Annotated in this window: 15 protein-coding genes; 8 read left to right on the top strand and 7 right to left on the bottom strand. The window is 65.1% G+C overall.

The annotated features are described in order from the left end of the window. Positions 1-39 precede the first annotated feature (39 nt). From CK222_RS25245 to CK222_RS25225, 5 genes are all read right to left on the bottom strand, one after another. On the bottom strand, positions 40-768 hold the full coding sequence (locus CK222_RS25245) for an SDR family oxidoreductase (protein WP_095802295.1): 729 nt from the start codon (positions 766-768) through the stop codon (positions 40-42). A gap of 21 nt (positions 769-789) precedes the next feature. Further along, positions 790-2043: an ABC transporter permease gene (locus tag CK222_RS25240; protein WP_095802294.1), complete on the bottom strand. Its 1254-nt coding sequence runs from the start codon at positions 2041-2043 to the stop codon at positions 790-792. Then, the gene (locus CK222_RS25235) at positions 2040-2852 is read right to left on the bottom strand and encodes an ATP-binding cassette domain-containing protein (RefSeq protein WP_066992159.1); all 813 of its coding nucleotides are present in this window, start codon (positions 2850-2852) and stop codon (positions 2040-2042) included. Before CK222_RS25235 ends, CK222_RS25240 begins: the two co-directional genes overlap by 4 nt. Before the next feature lie 162 nt (positions 2853-3014). After that, the gene (locus CK222_RS25230; protein ID WP_066992156.1) at positions 3015-4082 is read right to left on the bottom strand and encodes a sugar ABC transporter substrate-binding protein; all 1068 of its coding nucleotides are present in this window, start codon (positions 4080-4082) and stop codon (positions 3015-3017) included. Positions 4083-4309: 227 nt separating this feature from the next. Further along, on the bottom strand, positions 4310-5194 hold the full coding sequence (locus CK222_RS25225) for an AraC family transcriptional regulator (RefSeq protein ID WP_066992353.1): 885 nt from the start codon (positions 5192-5194) through the stop codon (positions 4310-4312). 273 nt (positions 5195-5467) lie between these two features. On the opposite strand from CK222_RS25225, the gene CK222_RS25220 reads away from it, so the two are divergent. From CK222_RS25220 to CK222_RS25190, 7 genes are all read left to right on the top strand, one after another. Then, entirely contained in the window at positions 5468-6070 is a 603-nt protein-coding gene (locus tag CK222_RS25220; protein WP_066992153.1) for an ANTAR domain-containing response regulator, read from the top strand. Further along, on the top strand, positions 6067-7299 hold the full coding sequence (locus CK222_RS25215) for a CmpA/NrtA family ABC transporter substrate-binding protein (RefSeq protein ID WP_095802293.1): 1233 nt from the start codon (positions 6067-6069) through the stop codon (positions 7297-7299). Before CK222_RS25220 ends, CK222_RS25215 begins: the two co-directional genes overlap by 4 nt. Before the next feature lie 357 nt (positions 7300-7656). Continuing rightward, a complete protein-coding gene (locus CK222_RS25210; protein WP_095802340.1) occupies positions 7657-7836 on the top strand; it encodes a hypothetical protein in 180 nt (59 codons plus the stop codon). Between the two features lie 63 nt (positions 7837-7899). Beyond that, complete coding sequence (locus tag CK222_RS25205) at positions 7900-9201, top strand: nitrate/nitrite transporter (protein ID WP_095802292.1); 1302 nt, start codon at positions 7900-7902, stop codon at positions 9199-9201. A gap of 17 nt (positions 9202-9218) precedes the next feature. Next, positions 9219-11669, top strand: a complete 2451-nt coding sequence (gene nirB / locus CK222_RS25200; protein WP_095802291.1) for a nitrite reductase large subunit NirB — start codon at positions 9219-9221, stop codon at positions 11667-11669. A gap of 58 nt (positions 11670-11727) precedes the next feature. After that, positions 11728-12057 carry a nitrite reductase small subunit NirD gene (gene nirD, locus CK222_RS25195; RefSeq protein WP_095802290.1) on the top strand — a complete coding sequence of 110 codons (330 nt, stop codon included), beginning with the start codon at positions 11728-11730 and terminating at the stop codon, positions 12055-12057. Between the two features lie 3 nt (positions 12058-12060). Continuing rightward, complete coding sequence (locus CK222_RS25190; protein ID WP_095802289.1) at positions 12061-14730, top strand: nitrate reductase; 2670 nt, start codon at positions 12061-12063, stop codon at positions 14728-14730. 16 nt (positions 14731-14746) lie between these two features. Here the strand turns inward: CK222_RS25190 and CK222_RS25185 are convergent, their stop codons facing one another. Both CK222_RS25185 and CK222_RS25180 read right to left on the bottom strand, forming a co-directional pair. Then, entirely contained in the window at positions 14747-15964 is a 1218-nt protein-coding gene (locus CK222_RS25185; RefSeq protein WP_095802288.1) for an FAD-dependent oxidoreductase, read from the bottom strand. A gap of 15 nt (positions 15965-15979) precedes the next feature. Next, positions 15980-16744 carry an HpcH/HpaI aldolase/citrate lyase family protein gene (locus CK222_RS25180; protein ID WP_095802287.1) on the bottom strand — a complete coding sequence of 255 codons (765 nt, stop codon included), beginning with the start codon at positions 16742-16744 and terminating at the stop codon, positions 15980-15982. 104 nt (positions 16745-16848) lie between these two features. On the opposite strand from CK222_RS25180, the gene CK222_RS25175 reads away from it, so the two are divergent. Beyond that, positions 16849-17739 (top strand): 2-hydroxy-3-oxopropionate reductase, encoded by an 891-nt coding sequence (locus tag CK222_RS25175; protein ID WP_095802286.1) that lies wholly within the window; start codon positions 16849-16851, stop codon positions 17737-17739.

Below are 17739 nucleotides of genomic sequence, written 5' to 3'. Positions count from 1 at the left end.
GCGGCGGTTCCGTTCTGTGAGGGCCGGTCGGCGAGCCGCTCAGATGTCCACGCTCTGCGGCAGGATGACGAGGTCGCGAATGGTGATGTTGCGCGGTCGCGTCAGCATGAACAGCACGGCGTCCGCCACTTCCTTCGCCTCCATCAGGCTGCCGGCGGCGAGCGCTTCTTCCATCTTGGCCTTTGGCCAGTCGCTGAGCAGCGCCGTCACCACCGGACCGGGAGCGACTGCACCGACGCGAATGCCGTGCTTCAGCACCTGGCGCCGGACCGTATGGACGAATGCCTGCACGGCGAATTTCGAGGCGGTGTAGATCGGCTCCCAGACCACGGGAACGAAGCCGGCCACCGAACTGGTGACGATGATATCGCCCTTCTTCCGCTCGATCATATGCGGCAGCACGGCGTGCACCGTGCGGAACACGGCGTTGACGTTGAGGTTGAGCATCCTATCCCACTGATCGGGGTCGCCCGATGCCACCTCCCCGCCGACATAGGCGCCGGCATTGGCATGGAAGATGTCGAGTTGGCCCGCTCTTTCGAGGATTTCGGGCATCATGCGGTTGACGCTCGCCGGATCGAGCAGGTCGGTGACAACCGCATAAGCATTGTCGCCGAGCTCCGCGGCAAGTTCCTGAAGCCGGTCCTCGGCCCGGTCGACTAGGAAGACCTTTGCGCCGGCGGCGAGCATGGTGCGGGCGCATTCCAGCCCGATGCCCGAGGCAGCGCCAGTGATTGCGGCAACCTTGCCGGAAAGACTTTCAGACATTGCGATCCTCTTCGATAGGCCTCAGGCGCGGCCGTGTGAAACACGCGAGCGGCGGGCGAGAGAATCGACGATGACCGCGATCGCCAGCACGCAGCCGGTGATCATGTACCGGAGCGAGGATGACAGATCGAGCAGCGTCAGGCCGCTTGCGATGGATTGGATGACGATGATGCCAAGCAGCGCCGAATAGGCGCTGCCGCGGCCGCCGAACAGGCTGGTGCCGCCGATGACGGCCGCCGCGATGGCGTTGAGATTGACGTCGCCGGTGCCGGCCTGCTGGCTGGCGGTTGCCAGGCGTGCTGCCGAGAGCAGGCCGCCCGTCGCCGCCAGCGTGGCGCAGAGCGCGAAGGCGCTGGCGTAGATCAGCCGGACATTGATGCCGGCGCGACGCGCCGCTTCGCGGTTGCCGCCGACAGCGGTCATCGAGCGGCCCCATTGGGTGCGCTTCAGCGCATAGTTCATCGCCACGACCAGGCCGACGAACAACGCGAACATCCAGGGCACGCCGCGCGACAGGTTGAGGTAGTAAGCCACCAGTTCGAGCGCGACCGTGATCGCGACCGCCTGGAGCAGCAGCCCGCCCAGCGAACGCGATGACAGGCCGGCGGCCTGGCGGCGTTGCGCCTTGCGATAGCCGAGAGCCAGGGCAAGCACGCCGGGCACGACGGCCAAAGTGTGCGACACCCAGTGTGGCATCACCAGAAGCTGGCCGAAATTCACCAGCGGCGAATCGTAAGGCAGGTTGATCGAGCCCGTCGGGCCGAGGATGTAGAGCTGCAATCCCAGGAAGGCGAGCAGGCCCGAAAGCGTCGAGACGAAGCTTGGCATGCCGAGCCTGTTGAGCAGCAGCGCGTAGACGCAGCCGGTCACGAACCCGACCGCCATCGCCGCCAGCATGGCAAGCGCGACCGGCCAGCCCCACTGCACCCACAGCACGCCGAGCAGCGCGGAGGCCAGGCCGCTGACGGACCCGACGGACAGGTCGATCTCGCCCACCATTAGCACGCAGACGATGCCGAGCGAGATGATGCCGACCGTCGAGCAGTCGAACAAAAGATTGACCAGATTGTTCGGCGACAGGAATACCGGGTTGAGCGTCTGGAAGATCGTGCAGATCAAAACCAGCCCGACAACCACGGGCAGCGAGCCGAGATCGCCGGAGCGGACGCGGTCGAGGAAGCCCCTGATGACGCCCTTGGCGCCGCTGCGATCCTTCAGCCGTTCGTCGCTGCGATCGAGCAGCGCGCCGGGATTGCGGTCGGACGCCGTGGTCATGGCTGTTCTCCTTGCGCTTTCTCGGCCGTGCGCCTGCCGCGCCGCGAGACCGCATTGTCGTCGGCGCCGGTGATCGCCGTGACCAGCTCCTGATTGGAGGCGCCGGGCAGGAAGATGCCGTTGTTGCGGCCGAGCCTCAGCACCACGATGCGGTCGGCCACGGCGCGCACGTCCTCCATGTTGTGGCTGATCATGACGACGCCCAGCCCGCGATCCCGCACGCGCTCAATGAGATTCAGCACTTCAGCGGTCTGCGCGACGCCGAGTGCGGCGGTGGGCTCGTCGAGGAGGATCACGCGCGGCTCCATCAGCAGCGAGCGGGCGATCGCCACCGTCTGCCGCTGCCCGCCCGACAGCGACGCCACCGGCTCGCGCACGCTGGGAATCCGTGCCGAGAGCTCGTTGAGCAGTGTCCAGGCGCGGACCTCCATCGAGACCTCGTCGAGGCGAAGCGGATGAAGCTCGCGGCCGAGAAAGATGTTGGCCACGACGTCGAGGTTTTCGCAGAGCGCGAGATCCTGGAAGACGGTGGCGATGCCGAGCTTCAGCGCCGCGGCGGGATTGGCAAGCGTCACCGGCTGGCCGTCGAAAGTGATCGAGCCCGAGCTCGGCATATGCGCGCCGGCCAGGATTTTCACCAGCGTCGACTTGCCGGCGCCGTTGTCGCCAACCAGGGCTACGATTTCCCCGGCATTGATGTCGAGATCGACGTCGGTGAGAGCCGACACCGCGCCGAAATTCTTCGAGATGCCGCGCAGGCTAAGCACCGGCGGACGGCTCGTCGTGGGCGGTGCGTCGGGTATTGCCATTGCGTGTCTCTTCCCGCGTTTTGGTCGATCTGTCCGGCCGCCAGGAGGGAGCGGCCGGACACACCCGGCTCTCAGCCCTGACGGGCCAGCCGAGCATATCGCAGGCGACGCGGCTGCGCCGCATCGCTTTGGGAGACGATGCGGCTTCAGCCGCATCGCTCCTTATTGAATGCCGAGCTTCTTGCAGCCTTCGGCGTAGCGGTCGGTGCAGAGCTGGGCTGCGGTCTGGATCTTCTTGTCGATGATTTCGGCCTTCAAATTCTCCTGCGTCACCACCGCCGGCACGAAGAGTTGCGAGGGCGTATCGTACAGCGTTGTCTCGGCTTTCGGAGTCTCGCCCTTGAGAAGCTGCACAGCAACGTTTGCCGCCGCCGCGGCGACGATTTCGCTCGGCTTGGAGATAGTGTTGTACTGGTCGCCGGCAATGATGAGCTGCAAGGCGGCGATCGTCGCGTCGTTGCCCGTCACCGGCGGCACCGGATCGACGCCGGCTGCCTTGAAGGCGGCAATGGCGCCACCGCCCGTGCCGTCGTTGGCGGCGACCACGCCGACGATCTTGTTGCCGAAGCGCGAGATCTGTCCCGCCGCCCATTGCTGGGCATTCGATGGCGCCCAGTTCGGCGTGTCAAACTCGGCGAGCGTCTTGTAGCTGCCGGTCTTGAGACCCTCATGGATGCCGTCCTTGATCAGGCCCGCCGCGGCGTCGGTCGGCGAGCCGTTGATCTGCAGCACGCCGACATCGCCGTCGCTCGACACGCCCTTGGCCTTGAGATGCTCGACCAGCGAGGCGGCGATCGCCTTGCCGATGGCCTTGTTGTCGAACGATACATAGAAATCGGCCTTGGCCGTGGGGATCGGACGGTCATAGGCGATCACCTTGACGCCCTGAGCCTGCGCATTGTGCACCAGCGAGGCCGCCGCCGCGGAATCGACCGGGTCGAGCACGACAACCTTCGCGCCCTGGGTGATGACGGAGTTGAACTGCTGCTGTTGCTTGGTGACGTCGGCGTCGGCATTGAGATAGAGCACCTTGCAGCTGTCGCAAAGCTTCTTCATTTCAGCGACGAAGCCCGGATGATCATGCTCTTCGTAACGCGTCGAGCCCTGGTCGGGCATCAGGAACGCGACCGTGGAGCCGGCGATATCCTGCGCATTGGCAAAAGTCGCCCCAAGAGCGAGGCTCGAGACGGCCATCGCGGCTGCTGTCAATCTGGACACGTATCTGGACATAAGGTCTTCTCCAATTCCCATTGTGTGATCTAAACGGACTTCGACATCGAGCCGCGGATGCTGCTCGCGCACCCCATCGGAAGTCCAGTGAACTCGTGCAGCAGCCTCACGGCTTCCTCCCGCTGGCATGACACGAGGAAATACTCGTCCATCGCTGGTTCGCTTGCGCGACCCACCGCTTCGTCCTGGTTCTTGTCTAAGGCTTGTTTCTCCTCCCGAACTCCTTTCTATGCGGCGCGCGCGGCCGCGAAATTATCCGCAACCAATCTCCTGAACTGCGAAGGCGGCATGCCCTTCTCGGCCAGGAACTGGCGATTGAAGTTCGACAGATTGTTGAAGCCGACCTCGAAGCAGATGTCCGAGATCTGCGCCTCTTCGTCGCTCATCAGGATCTGGCAAGCGAGGTTGATGCGCAGCCGCTTGATGTACTGCAGCAGCGACATGCCGGTATGCTTGCGAAACGAGCGCGAGAAGGCGCTCGGCGTCTGTCCCGCGATTGCCGCCAGATCGCCTTCGTTGAATTGCTGGGTCAGGTTCTCGCGGATATAGGCGAGCGCCTGGTTCATGCCCGCAGACATGTATCCGGACGGGTCCGGCAGATAGTTCTCGCTGGCGAGCACGCGCGGCGTAGTTTCGCGGCTCAGCGCCTCCATGATCGACATGAACAGGCTGATCCGGTGAACGCCGTAAGCATGAGTGATCTCCGCCAGCAACGGCATGACCGCCCTGCTCACACTGGCGCTGAACAGGACGCCACGCCGCGCGAGCTCGAGCAGTGGCGAGACCGCGCCAAGCTCGGGAAAAGTGGCGATCGCGCCGCCGATGAATTCCTCGCTGAACTGGACCAGCCTGCAGCGCAGCGGAACTGACTGACCTTCCGGAACCTCGCTGATCCAGTTGTGCGGCAGGTTCGGACCGGTGAGAACGAGGTTGCCGACCTCGAACTCGCCGATGAAGTCGCCGACGAAATAGCGGCCCTTGGTCGCGACGATCTGGTGCAGTTCGTATTCCGGATGAAAATGCCAGCGCACCGTATGGTAGGGATAGCCATGCCACCTCACCGCGAACGACTCGCCAGGCCTTATCTGTATGACTTCCAGATCGGGTCCCATCGATTCCTCCCGCAGGCTGTGCCAGCCTTCGAACCGCGGCCGTTTGTTCCGGCTCATCTAGGGTCAGGATAGCGGCGGCCAAGGATGTGCGCCACCTCGCCACGCCGCGCCGACTGATACGTTTTTGACCTTTTTGGCCCAGCGAAAAACCTGCCTTCGAAAATTAGAAGCTTCGAATATCGGCGACTGGCCGGCGGCGTTTGGGCGTGGGAAAGTCGCCGCGGACCACGCTACCGCATTGCACAATTCCGGCCGGGCTGCACAATAGGGCGCATGTCCGCTGGTTCGTTGACCATCCTTGTTATCGACGAGAACCGCATCCGCGCCTCGATCATTGAGGCCGGATTGCGGGACGCCGGCCATCGCCATGTCACCGTTGTTCATGACGTGGCCGGCATTGCCAAGCGCATCGCCGAGATCGAGCCGGATGTCATCGTCATCGATCTCGAAAACCCCAACCGCGACATGCTGGAGAACATGTTCCAGCTTTCGCGAGCAGTGAAACGGCCGATCGCTATGTTCGTCGACCGCTCCGACCGGGCCTCGATCGAGGCGGCGGTCGAAGCCGGCGTGTCCGCCTATGTGGTCGACGGGCTGAAGAAGGAGCGCATCAAGCCGATTCTTGACATGACGATCAGCCGCTTCAACGCCTTCTCGCGCATGGCGCGCGAACTGGAGGAGGCGCGCAGCGAGCTCGAGAACCGCAAGGTCGTCGATCGCGCCAAAGGCATATTGATGAAGTCGCGCGGCTTGAGCGAGGAGGCCGCTTACGCGCTTCTTCGCAAGACCGCCATGAACCAGAACCGCAAGATCGCCGACATCGCCCAGAGCCTGGTGACGGCGGCGGGATTGCTGGGCCCGCTGGAGGGCGAATGAGCAAGACTGCCGCGCACCAGATCACCGCCGGCTTCATGCCGCTCTTCGACAGCGCCGTCCTTGTAGCAGCCGGCGAGATGGGCTTTGCCACCCGCGAAGGCATCGAGCTCAAGCTGCATCGCGAGACCTCGTGGGCCAACATCCGAGACCGCATCGCCATCGGCCATTTCGACGTGGCACATATGCTGGGGCCGATGCCGCTCGCCTGCAGCCTCGGCCTCACGCCGCTTGCCTCGGAGACCATAGTGCCCTTCTCGCTCGGGCTTGGCGGCAACTGCGTCACCGTCTCCAATGCGGTGTGGCAAGGCATGTCGGCGCACGGGGCCGCGCCCGATCTCGATCCGGCGCGCGCCGGGACGGCGCTTGGCGCTCTCATCCGCGAGCGGGCGGCCGCCGGCCGCGAGCCTTTGCGTTTCGCCGTCGTCCATCCGCATTCCGGGCATAATTACGAGCTGCGCTACTGGCTCGCCGCCTGCAGCATCGATCCCGACCGCGATGTCGAGATCGTCATCGTGCCGCCGCCCTTCATGGCCGATGCGCTCTCCGCCGGCCGCATCGACGGCTATTGCGTCGGAGAGCCCTGGAACAGTGCCGCCGTCGCCGCCGGCACCGGCCGCATCGTCACCGTCAAGGCGCTGCTGTGGCGCAACAGCCCGGAAAAGGTGATCGGCGCGCGCAGAAGCTGGGCCGAGGAAAACCCCGACGCGCTGGCGGCGCTGCTGAGAGCGCTGCATCACTCCGCGCGCTGGTGCCAGGATCCGGTGAACCGCGGCGCGCTGGCCGCGCTGATGGCCAAGCCTGCGTTCCTCGGGCAGCCGGAGGCGATCCAGATGCCGGCACTCACCGGGCGACTTCAGCTCGGCGGCGGCCCGGAGCGCAGCATTGAGGCTTTCTTCCTGCCCTTCGACAAGGCGGCGAACTTTCCCTGGAAGAGCCATGCGCTCTGGTTCTACACGCAGATGGTGCGCTGGGGACAATTGCCGCATACGCCGCAAAACCTGGCGATCGCCCGCGACTGCTACCGGCCCGATCTCTACCGCTCGGCGCTGAAGCCGCTCGGCGTGGCCCTGCCCGGCGCCAACGCCAAAGTGGAAGGCGCGCTGAAGACCGCGACGCCGGTCGGCTCGGCCGGGGCGAGCCTTGTGCTCGGCCCGGACGGATTCTTCGACGGCCAGATCTTCGATCCCGATCGGATCGATGCCTACATCGCGGCCCAGAATCGCGACTGATCATTTGCGCGCCATTCTTGTGCATTGCACAAAATTTGTGCGCCCTGCCCGCTCCGTTGATCAACGTTTGACCGTGTCTCGGCTCGGCCGGGCCGGCGCCTGAAGCGCCTACCGCTTTGATTCTCCTGGAAATCCGTCTTCCACGCAAAACTGGCACGCTTCGTGCTTTAAGATAATCGCGCCCCTCGCGGGCAATAGAACAGGCGTCCAATGGCGGGCGCCACAGGCAAAGCTGCCGCTCAGGTCGACGCGTGTCCCGGATGTACGGACGCGACAGGCCTGGTCGGCAGCTTTTTTGTTTTGGACCGAAACGCAATCGAAGGCGCCGATCCCAGGCGGCGCCGGACGGAGACGACGATGACGAAACGGATCGGAACTGGCGCTTCCCTAAAGGATTTCACCCGCCGCGATTTCCTGGCGAGCAGCATCCTGACGGCGGTGGGGTTCGCCGCCGCGCTTCTGCTGTTTCCCACCAATCACGACAGAGAGGCCAAGGGTCCGCAAGTCACCGCGCAGGTCCCAGCCTCGGCGCGCTGACCGATGCCGAGCCTTTGATCAACACAACACGCGGTGCCTCCCACGCCGCAAACGGAGCCGACCATGACCGCAAACCTCCAAGCCGCGCCCAGCCAGGACAGTAGCTCCCGGCAGGCGCTCGTCATCTCCACCATCGCCTTCACCGTCTGCTTCGCGGTGTGGACGATCTTCTCCATCATCGGCGTGCGCATAAAGCAGGAGCTCGGCTTGAACGAGACCGAGTTCGGACTGCTGGTCGGCACGCCGATCCTCACCGGCTCGCTCGTGCGCATGGTGCTCGGCGTCTGGACCGACCGCTACGGCGGCCGGCTGGTCTACACCATGACCATGCTCGCGGCGGCGGTCGCGACCTTCCTGCTCGCCTTTGCACATACCTATGAGCAGATGCTGGTCGCGGCGCTCGGCGTCGGGCTTGCCGGCGGCTCCTTCGCGGTCGGCGTCGCCTATGTCTCGCGCTTCTTCCCCGCGCGCAAACAAGGCACGGCTCTCGGCATCTTCGGCGTTGGCAATGTCGGCGCTGCGGTCACCAAGTTCCTGGCGCCGCTCGTACTGATTGCCTGGGGCTGGCAGTCGGTCGCGCTGATCTGGGCCGCGGCGCTGGTTGTCATGGCCGGCGTGTTCTGGTTCATGACCAGCGACGATCCGGTTATCCGCGAGCGCCGTGCCGGTAAGGCAGTACCGGCGAGAAGCTTCTGGCAGGAATTCGCGCCGCTGAAGAACCTGCAGGTCTGGCGCTTCGCCTTCTACTACTTCTTCTCCTTCGGTGCGTTCGTGGCGCTGTCGCTTTGGCTGCCGCGCTATCTGATCGGCGTCTATGGCTTCGGCATCGCCACCGCCGGCATGATCGGCGCCGCCTATTCAATCCCCGCAAGCATTTTCCGCGCTTATGGCGGCGTGCTTTCCGACCGCATCGGCGCCCGTACCGTGCTCTATTGGACCTTCGCCGTATCTGCCGTCGCGACCCTCGTTCTGTCTCTCCCCTCGGCAGATTACGTCGTGCGCGGTATCAGCGGGCCGATCCCGTTCCATGTCGAGATCGGCCCGCTCGCCTTCATGGCCGTCGCCTGCGTGCTCGGCTTCTTCATGAGCCTCGGCAAGGCCGCCGTCTACAAGCACATCCCCGTCTACTACCCGCAGAGCGTCGGCGCGGTCGGCGGGGTGGTGGGCATGATCGGCGGCCTCGGCGGCTTCATCCTGCCGATCGCCTTCGGCGCGCTGAACGACCTCACCGGCGTCTGGTCGAGCTGCTTCATGCTGCTCTTCGTCATCGTGGTCTCGTGCCTTCTCTGGATGCACGCCACCATCCGCCGGATGGAGCGCGCGGCCGCCGTAAAGCCCGCGCCCCTCACCTACGCCGCCGAATAGATCGGAGCTGACCGGACATGAGCGAGAAACTCGTCATCATCGGCAACGGCATGGCCCCCGGCAGGATGCTCGAGCACCTGCTGGAAGCCGCACCCGACCGCTACGCCGTCACGATCTTCAACGCCGAGCCGCGCGTGAATTACGACCGCATCATGCTGTCGCCGGTGCTTTCGGGCGAGAAGGAGTTCGAGGAAATCGTCATCCATGGCGACGGCTGGTACATCAAGCACGGCATCACCCTCTACAAGGGCCACAGGATCGTCGCCATCGACCGCGACGCGAGGACCGTCACCTCGGACCACGGCGTGACCGAAGGCTACGACAGGCTGATCATCGCCACCGGCTCGGTGCCGTTCATCATCCCGGTGCCGGGCAAGGACTTGCCGGGCGTGCTCAGCTACCGCGATCTCGACGACGTCAACGCCATGCTGCTTGCCGCGCAGTCGCGCGCCAAGGCGATCGTCATCGGCGGCGGCTTGCTCGGCCTTGAAGCGGCGGCCGGGCTTAAAGAGCGCGGCATGGACGTGACCGTCCTGCACGTCATGCCGACACTGATGGAGCGCCAGCTCGATCCGGCTGCCGGCTACCTGCTGCAGAAGGCCGTCGAGGCGCGCGGCATCAAGGTCATGACCAAGGCCAACACCAAGGCCATTGTCGGCAATGGCAAGGTCAAGGGCGTCGAACTCATGGACGGCACGATCATTCCGGCGACGCTGGTCGTGATGGCGGTCGGCATCCGCCCGAATATCGCGCTGGCCAAGGACGCAGGGCTGGAAGTCAATCGCGGCATCGTCGTCGACGACCGCATGCAGACATCCGATCCGGCGATCATGGCGCTCGGCGAATGCGCCGAGGTCGGCGGCCATGTCTACGGGTTGGTCGCGCCCCTCTACGAGATGGCCCGAGTGGCGGCAGCCGGGCTGGCGAACGGCGAGGACAGGCGCTTCGTCCATTCCGACACGCCGACCAAGCTCAAGGTCACCGGCATCGACCTTTATTCGCTCGGCGACTTTGCCGACGGCGACGACCGCGAGGAGATCATCCTGCGCGACGCATCGGCCGGCATCTACAAGCGGGTCGTGCTGCAGGACAACCGCATCATCGGCACGGTACTGTTCGGCGAGACCGGCGACGGCGCCTGGTTCAACGATTTGAAGAAGAAGGCGACCGACATCTCGGAGATGCGCGACACGCTGATCTTCGGCCAGGCATTCCAGGCAGGCGCTTCCTCGGACCCTTTGGCGGCCGTTGCGGCACTGGCGGATGATGCGGAAATCTGCGGCTGCAACGGCGTCTGCAAGGGAAAGATCACCGGCGCGATCACCGGCAAAGGGCTGACCGGGCTCGACGACGTGCGCGCCCACACCAAGGCCTCGGCTTCGTGCGGCTCGTGCACGGGTCTCGTCGAACAACTCCTGAAACTCACGCTGGGCGAGGCCTACAATCCGGCGGCCGTGCAGCCCATGTGCGGCTGCACGAGCCTCGGTCATGACGACGTGCGGCGCCTGATCAAGGCGAAGAGGTTGAAAACGATACCGGCCATCATGCAGGAGCTCGAATGGAAGACCTCCTGCGGCTGCGCGAAGTGCCGGCCCGCGCTCAACTACTATCTGGTCTGCGATTGGCCGGACCAATATGCCGACGACTATCAGTCGCGCTTCATCAACGAGCGTGTGCACGCCAATATCCAGAAGGACGGCACCTATTCGGTCGTGCCGCGCATGTGGGGCGGCGTCACCAGCGCGAGCGAATTGCGCGCCATCGCCGACGTGGTCGATAAGTTCGACATTCCGACCGTGAAGGTGACCGGCGGCCAGCGCATCGACATGCTTGGCATCCGCAAGGAGGACCTGCCTGCGGTATGGGCCGATCTCGGCAAGGCCGGCTTCGTCTCGGGTCATGCCTATGCCAAGGGCCTGCGCACGGTGAAGACCTGCGTCGGCTCCGACTGGTGCCGTTTCGGCACGCAGGATTCGACGGGGCTGGGCATCCGCATCGAGAAGTTCATGTGGGGTTCCTGGACCCCGGCCAAGGTGAAGATGGCGGTCTCGGGATGCCCGCGCAATTGCGCGGAAGCGACCTGCAAGGATGTCGGCGTGGTCTGCGTCGACTCTGGCTACGAGATCCACTTCGCTGGCGCCGCCGGCCTCGACATCAAGGGCACCGAAGTGCTCGGCCTGGTGAAGACCGAGGACGAAGCGCTGGAGGTGATCGTGGCGCTCGTCCAGATGTATCGCGAGCAGGCCCGCTACCTCGAGCGCATCTACAAATGGGCCAAGCGCGTCGGTACCGCCGAGATCAAAAAGCAGGTCCTGGATGACGTGGAGAAGCGCCGCGCTTACTTCGAGCGCTTCGTCTTTTCGCAGAAATTCGCTCAGGTCGACCCGTGGTCCGAACGCGTCTCCGGCAAGGACAAGCACGAGTTCCGGCCGCTGGCCTCGGTCGGGTTCGCCGAGGCGGCCGAGTGATGGAGAAGTTCGCGCCATCCTGGACGCTCGCCTATCAAGCAAACACGGGAGTGTCCCAATGAACTGGATCGCAATCGGCTCCGTTTCCGACGTCCCTCGCCGCGGCGCGCGTTGCGTGGCCACCCCGCAAGGCAAGATCGCTGTTTTCCGCACCGCGGATGACAAGGTCTTCGCCATCGAAGACCATTGCCCGCACAAAGGCGGGCCGCTCAGCCAGGGCATCGTCCATGGCGCGGCGGTGACCTGCCCGCTGCACAATTGGGTGATCTCGCTGGAGACCGGCAAGGCGCTCGGCGCCGACGAAGGCTCGGTTAGGACGATCCCGGTCAGGATCGAAGGCGAACGGCTGTTCATTGCGCTCGAAGCGTTGGCCTCGAAAGCGGCCTGAGCCATGGAAGAAGCACGCGAGGTGAGGACCACCTGCCCCTATTGTGGGGTGGGGTGCGGCGTGGTGGCCGAGATCGCCGCGGGTGGCAAGGCAACCGTCCGCGGCGATCCCGAGCACCCGGCCAATTTCGGCCGCCTTTGCTCTAAGGGTGCCGCGCTTGCCGAGACGCTCGGCCTCGATGGCCGCTTGCTTCAGCCGGAAATCCAAGGCAGGCAGACGAGTTGGGACGAAGCGCTCGACCTCGTCGCCGCGAAATTCTCGGACGCGATTGCCGAGCATGGGCCGGACTCGGTCGCCTTCTATGTCTCCGGCCAGTTGCTTACCGAAGATTACTACGTCGCCAACAAGCTGATGAAAGGCTTCATCGGCTCGGGCAATATCGATACCAATTCGCGGCTGTGTATGGCGTCGTCGGTCGCCGGCCACCGCCGCGCTTTCGGCGAGGACATCGTTCCCGGTGTCTATGAGGATTTCGAGCACGCCGATCTGATCGTGCTCACCGGCTCCAACACCGCATGGTGCCACCCCGTGCTCTACCAGCGCATGCTCGCGGCGCAGCGCGAACGCGGAACCAGGATCGTCGTCATCGATCCGCGCCGCACCGCCACGGCCGACGAATGCGACCTGCACCTGGCGCTTGATCCGGGCACGGACGTGCTCTTGTTCAACGGCCTTCTGGCGCATCTCGTCCAGAGCGGAAAGATCGACGCGGATTTCATCCGCACCAGCACATCGGGCTTCGAAGCCGCTGCCGCGCTGGCCGGTGCCGATGCGCCGTCGGTCGCGCGCGTCGCAAAAGGCTGCGGGCTGGTGGCCACGGATGTCCAGGCCTTTTATGAGATCTTCGCCGGCACCGAACGGACGGTCACCGTCTACAGCCAGGGCGTCAACCAGTCGGCACATGGAACCGACAAGGTCAGCGCCATCCTCAACTGCCACCTCGCCACCGGCCGCATTGGCAAGCCAGGCATGGGGCCGTTCTCGGTCACGGGCCAGCCGAACGCCATGGGCGGCCGCGAGGTGGGGGGCCTCGCCAACCAACTTGCCGCGCACATGGACTTCGCGGATCAGGCCGCTGTCGAGCGGGTCTCCCGCTTCTGGAAGGCGCCCGGAATCGCGCGACGCGGCGGGCTGAAGGCCGTGGACATGTTCCAGGCGGTTGCCGACGGCCGCATCAAGGCGCTGTGGATCATGGGCACTAATCCCGCGGTGAGCATGCCGGACGCGTCGCGCGTGCGCGCCGCCCTGTCCAAATGCGATTTCGTCGCGGTTTCGGATGTGACCCGCACCGACACCACGCGCTATGCCGACGTGCTGCTGCCCGCCGCTGCCTGGGGCGAGAAGGACGGCACGGTCACAAATTCGGAACGGCGCCTCTCGCGTCAGCGGCCGTTCATGCGGTCGCCGGGCGACGTGAAAGCCGATTGGCGAATCATCTGCGAGGTCGCCGCGCGCATGGGCTTCGGCGATGCTTTTGCCTACCAGACGCCGGCCGAAATCTTCCGCGAGCATGCCGCGCTCTCGGCTTTCGAGAACAATGGGGGGCGCTTGTTCGATCTGGGCGGCCTGATGGACCTCAGCGATGCGGGCTATGCCGGCTTCGCGCCGCGCCACTGGCCGGCACCAGAATCGCGCGAGTACCAGACGAGATTGTTTGCGGACGGTCGTTTCCCGACACCGGACGGCCGTGCGCGTTTCGTGCCGGTGCGGCAGGAGGCGACGGCGTTTACAGTCGATGCGGACTATCCGCTTGCGCTGAACACGGGCCGGCTGCGCGACCAATGGCACACCATGACGCGTACCGGCACCGTGCCGCGCCTGATGGCCAACACGCCGGAACCGGCGGTCGACCTCAATCCGGCGGATGCGGCCGCGCACCAGCTCAAGGATGGCGACCTTGCCCATCTGTCGACGCGCTTCGGCTTCGTGCGCGCGAGAGTACGTGTGGCCAACGCGCAGCGGCGCGGCCATGCCTTCATGCCGATGCATTGGAGCGGCCAGTTCGCGGCCAGGGCCGCCGCCGGCCTGCTGTCCTCGCCTGTCACCGACCCGCATTCCGGCCAGCCAGAACTGAAGCATGTCCCAGCCAGAATCGTGCGCGAAAACACTGGATGGGCCGGCGTGCTCATCACGCGGCGCGATCTCAGGCCGACCGGTTTCGTCCACTGGAGCCGCTACACGGTCGAAGGCGGCTGGGTCTACGAACTGACGGGGACCGAGCCGCCGGACCAGGGCATTCTTCTGGCGCGCAAGCTGCTCGGCGTTCAACGGCAGGATCAACTGCTCGAATACACCGATCGCCGCGGGCTCGCTTATCGCGCCGCTGCGATCGACGAAGGCGGAGCCATGGCTGAGGCCGTGCTGGTCGCCGCTCCAGACCAGTTGCCGACGCGGGACTGGCTGGTCTCGCTGCTGGCCACCCGCCAGCCGCTGTCGCCAGCCGATCGCCATGCGCTTCTTTCCGGGCGTTCACCAGCGCCGATGCCCGCCATCGGGCGGATCGTGTGCTCATGCTTCCACGTCGGCGCCAACCAGCTCGCTTCGGCGGTCGCTGCGGGCTGCGACAGTCTGGAGGCGATCGGCTCGACGCTGCGCGCCGGAACCAACTGCGGGTCGTGCCGCTCGGAGATAAGGGCGATCATCGACGCCCGGCACGTTCAGGCCGCCGAGTGAAATTCTCCCGAACCGTTCAGATCACCGCTTCTTCCAGGAACGGTTCATTGCGCGGGATGCGCTCGTAACAGAACGGTGAAAGGTCCAGCGTCTGGAAGGCGCCGTGCACGATGAGCTCCGACACCCCCCGGCCGACCGCCGGCGACTGCTGCAGGCCGTGCCCTGAGAAGCCGTTGGCGAACATGAAGTTCTTCACCTCCGGGTGAAAGCCGACGATGCCGTTGTGGTCGAGCATGTTGTATTCGTAGTGGCCGGTCCAACTGGTCTGGACCTTGAGCGCGTCGAAGGCCGGAATGCGGTGCCACAGCGCCGACCAGATATAGTCGTCGAACTCTTCGAAATGCATTACGAAATCGTCGTAATCGGCCGGCCCGTCGCCCTGCGGCGTGTTGCCGGTAAGGAAGAGCTCGCCTTCCGGGCGCACGAAAGTGCCGGAAAGGTCGATGACGTTGGGCATTCGCCCAGGGATCGGGTTGGCGCTGGCGAAGACGAAGCTGTAGCGCTTGTAGGGGGCTACCGGGATGGAAAGGCCGGCCATGGCAGCGACCTGCTGCGCTCGCGGGCCGGCGGCGTTGACCAGGGTTCCGCAAGCGACTGTCTCGCCGGTCGCCAGCCGAGCGGAGACAACCCGCCCATCGACGACATCCAGTCCGGTCACGGCATTGTCGATGTACTCGACCCCGCTGGCGCGGGCGGCGCGGCGGAAGCCGTTCAACATGCCCATGGAATCGAACCAGCCCTCTTCGCGCGCACCCCACGAACCGCCGCCGAGGTCGTCGACATTCAGCCAGGGGAAGCGTTCCTTCAGCGGACCCGGCTCGAGAAAGACGGTGTGGGCGCCGAGGCTGCGCTGCAGCTCGACCCGCTCCTTGGCCGCCTCCACGCCTTCCGGCGAGCAGCAATAGAGATATCCGTGCTCCTTGAAGCCGAGATCGGGCGCCGGCTCGTTCGTGTAGAAAGGCGCCATCCGCTCCTGGAAACCGCGGATGATCTCGATGCCGAACTGGCTGATCTTCACATTGATCGGATTGGAGTATTGCTGGCGGATGGCGCTGGTGGAGAGCGCCGTCGAGGAGAATTCGTAGCTGGAGTCGCGCTCGACCACGAGGATCGAGGCGCCACTGCCCAGCGCCTGGCTCAGCCAGTAAGCCGTCGAAGAGCCGATGACGGCACCGCCGACGATGACGATGTCGTAGGCGTAGCGCGAGGGTGCTTTGTAAGGGGGGATCGCCACGGCCGTCTCCCGAGTCTAGCGGTTGAAGGACGCAATCAGGGCGTCCGAGCCCCGCGCCAACAGGCCGAGGTCGGAACCGACGGCAACCATGGTGAATCCTTCGGCGAGATAGCGGTCGGCATCGGCCTTCACGGGAGCCAAAATCCCGCTCGCCTTGCCTGCCGCGGCCGTGGCCTTGCGCACGGAAGCGATCGCCTCCTGCACATGCGCAGCGCCGGGATTGCCCATCGCGCCCATATTCATGGAAAGATCGCCGGGCCCGACAAACAGAACGTCCACGCCATCCACCGCTGCGATCTCAGCCGCATCGGCGACGCCGGCCGCGTCCTCGATCTGCACCGCCAACAACTGCTGCTCGCGCGCCTTCGCATGATACCCGGCGATACGGCCGAAGGCGTTGGCGCGATGGCCGACCGAGAAGCCGCGGAAGCCGCCCGGAGCATAGGTCATCGCCGCGACGATTGCGCGCGCCTGGTCCGGCGTGCGCACATTCGGAATCATCAGGCTGCGGGCACCGACATCCAGAGCCTGCTTCATCAGGGTGGGATCGTCGGACGGCAGGCGCACCACCGCCTCGCACGGAAATGCCGCCGCGACCTGAAGCTGCGCCATGATGCTGCGCAGATCGTTAGGGCTGTGCTCGCCGTCGATCAGCAGCCAGCCCGCTCCGGAACCAGCCACCACTTCTGTGGTCAGCGCTGAAGCCAGCGAGCACCAGATGCCGATATGAGGCCGGCCAGCCCTGACGGCCGCCTTCAGCGAATTGACGCGCTCTTGCATTTGCGATCGGTCTCCAGTGGAAGAGGCATTGAAATTCGTATGATGTCCTATATCATACGCCTCCGTTGAGCTGCAAGACGCTCTGGCGAGCACGGGAGTTGCGCATGAAAATCGGCTTCATCGGACTTGGCGTCATGGGCGCGCCCATGGCGCGGCATCTCGCCGATGCCGGGCACGAGATCGTCACGGTGCTCAATCGCTCTCCTCTGCCTGCCGATCTGAAAGCGTCGGTGCTGGCTTCCCCGGCGGAAGTGGCGCGGGTTTGCGAAATCATCATCACCATGCTGCCCGATACGCCCGACGTGGAGCGCGTCCTGCTCGGGCCGGGTGGCGTGCTCGAAGGGATTTCAGCCGGCAAGCTGGTCATCGACATGAGCTCGATCAGCCCGATCGCCACCGCGGAATTCGCGGCGAAGTTCAGGGAAGCGGGAGGCGGCTTCCTCGACGCACCCGTCTCCGGCGGCGAGGTCGGCGCAAAAGGGGCGAGTCTCACCATCATGGTCGGCGGGTCGGCTGCCGAATTCGAGCGTGCGCTGCCCATCTTCGAGAAGCTCGGCAAGAACATCACCCTGATCGGCGCGAAGAACGGCGCCGGCCAGACCTGCAAGATAGCCAACCAGATCATCGTCGCGCTCAACATCGAAGCCGTCGCCGAAGCGCTTGTTTTTGCCAGCAAAGCGGGCTGCGATCCGGCGAAGGTGCGAAGCGCGCTGATGGGCGGCTTCGCCTCGTCCCGCGTGCTCGAAGTGCATGGCGAGCGCATGATCGCCCGCACCTTCGAGCCGGGCTTCCGCATCCGCTTGCACCAGAAAGATCTCAACCTCGCGCTCGAAAGCGCCCGCGCGCTTGGAGCCGCCCTGCCGAGCACGGCGCTGGCGCAGCAACTGATGAATGCCTGTGCGGCCCGCCCGGGCGGCGCGGAAGCAGACCACTCGTCGCTCGTCCGGGCTCTCGAGGTCCTGAGCGATCATGAACTGTCAAACGGAAAGGAATAA

The sequence above is a fragment of the Mesorhizobium sp. WSM3866 genome, from assembly GCF_002294795.1.
Taxonomy (GTDB): Bacteria; Pseudomonadota; Alphaproteobacteria; order Rhizobiales; family Rhizobiaceae; genus Mesorhizobium.
This window is presented reverse-complemented; position numbering and strand designations above follow the sequence as displayed.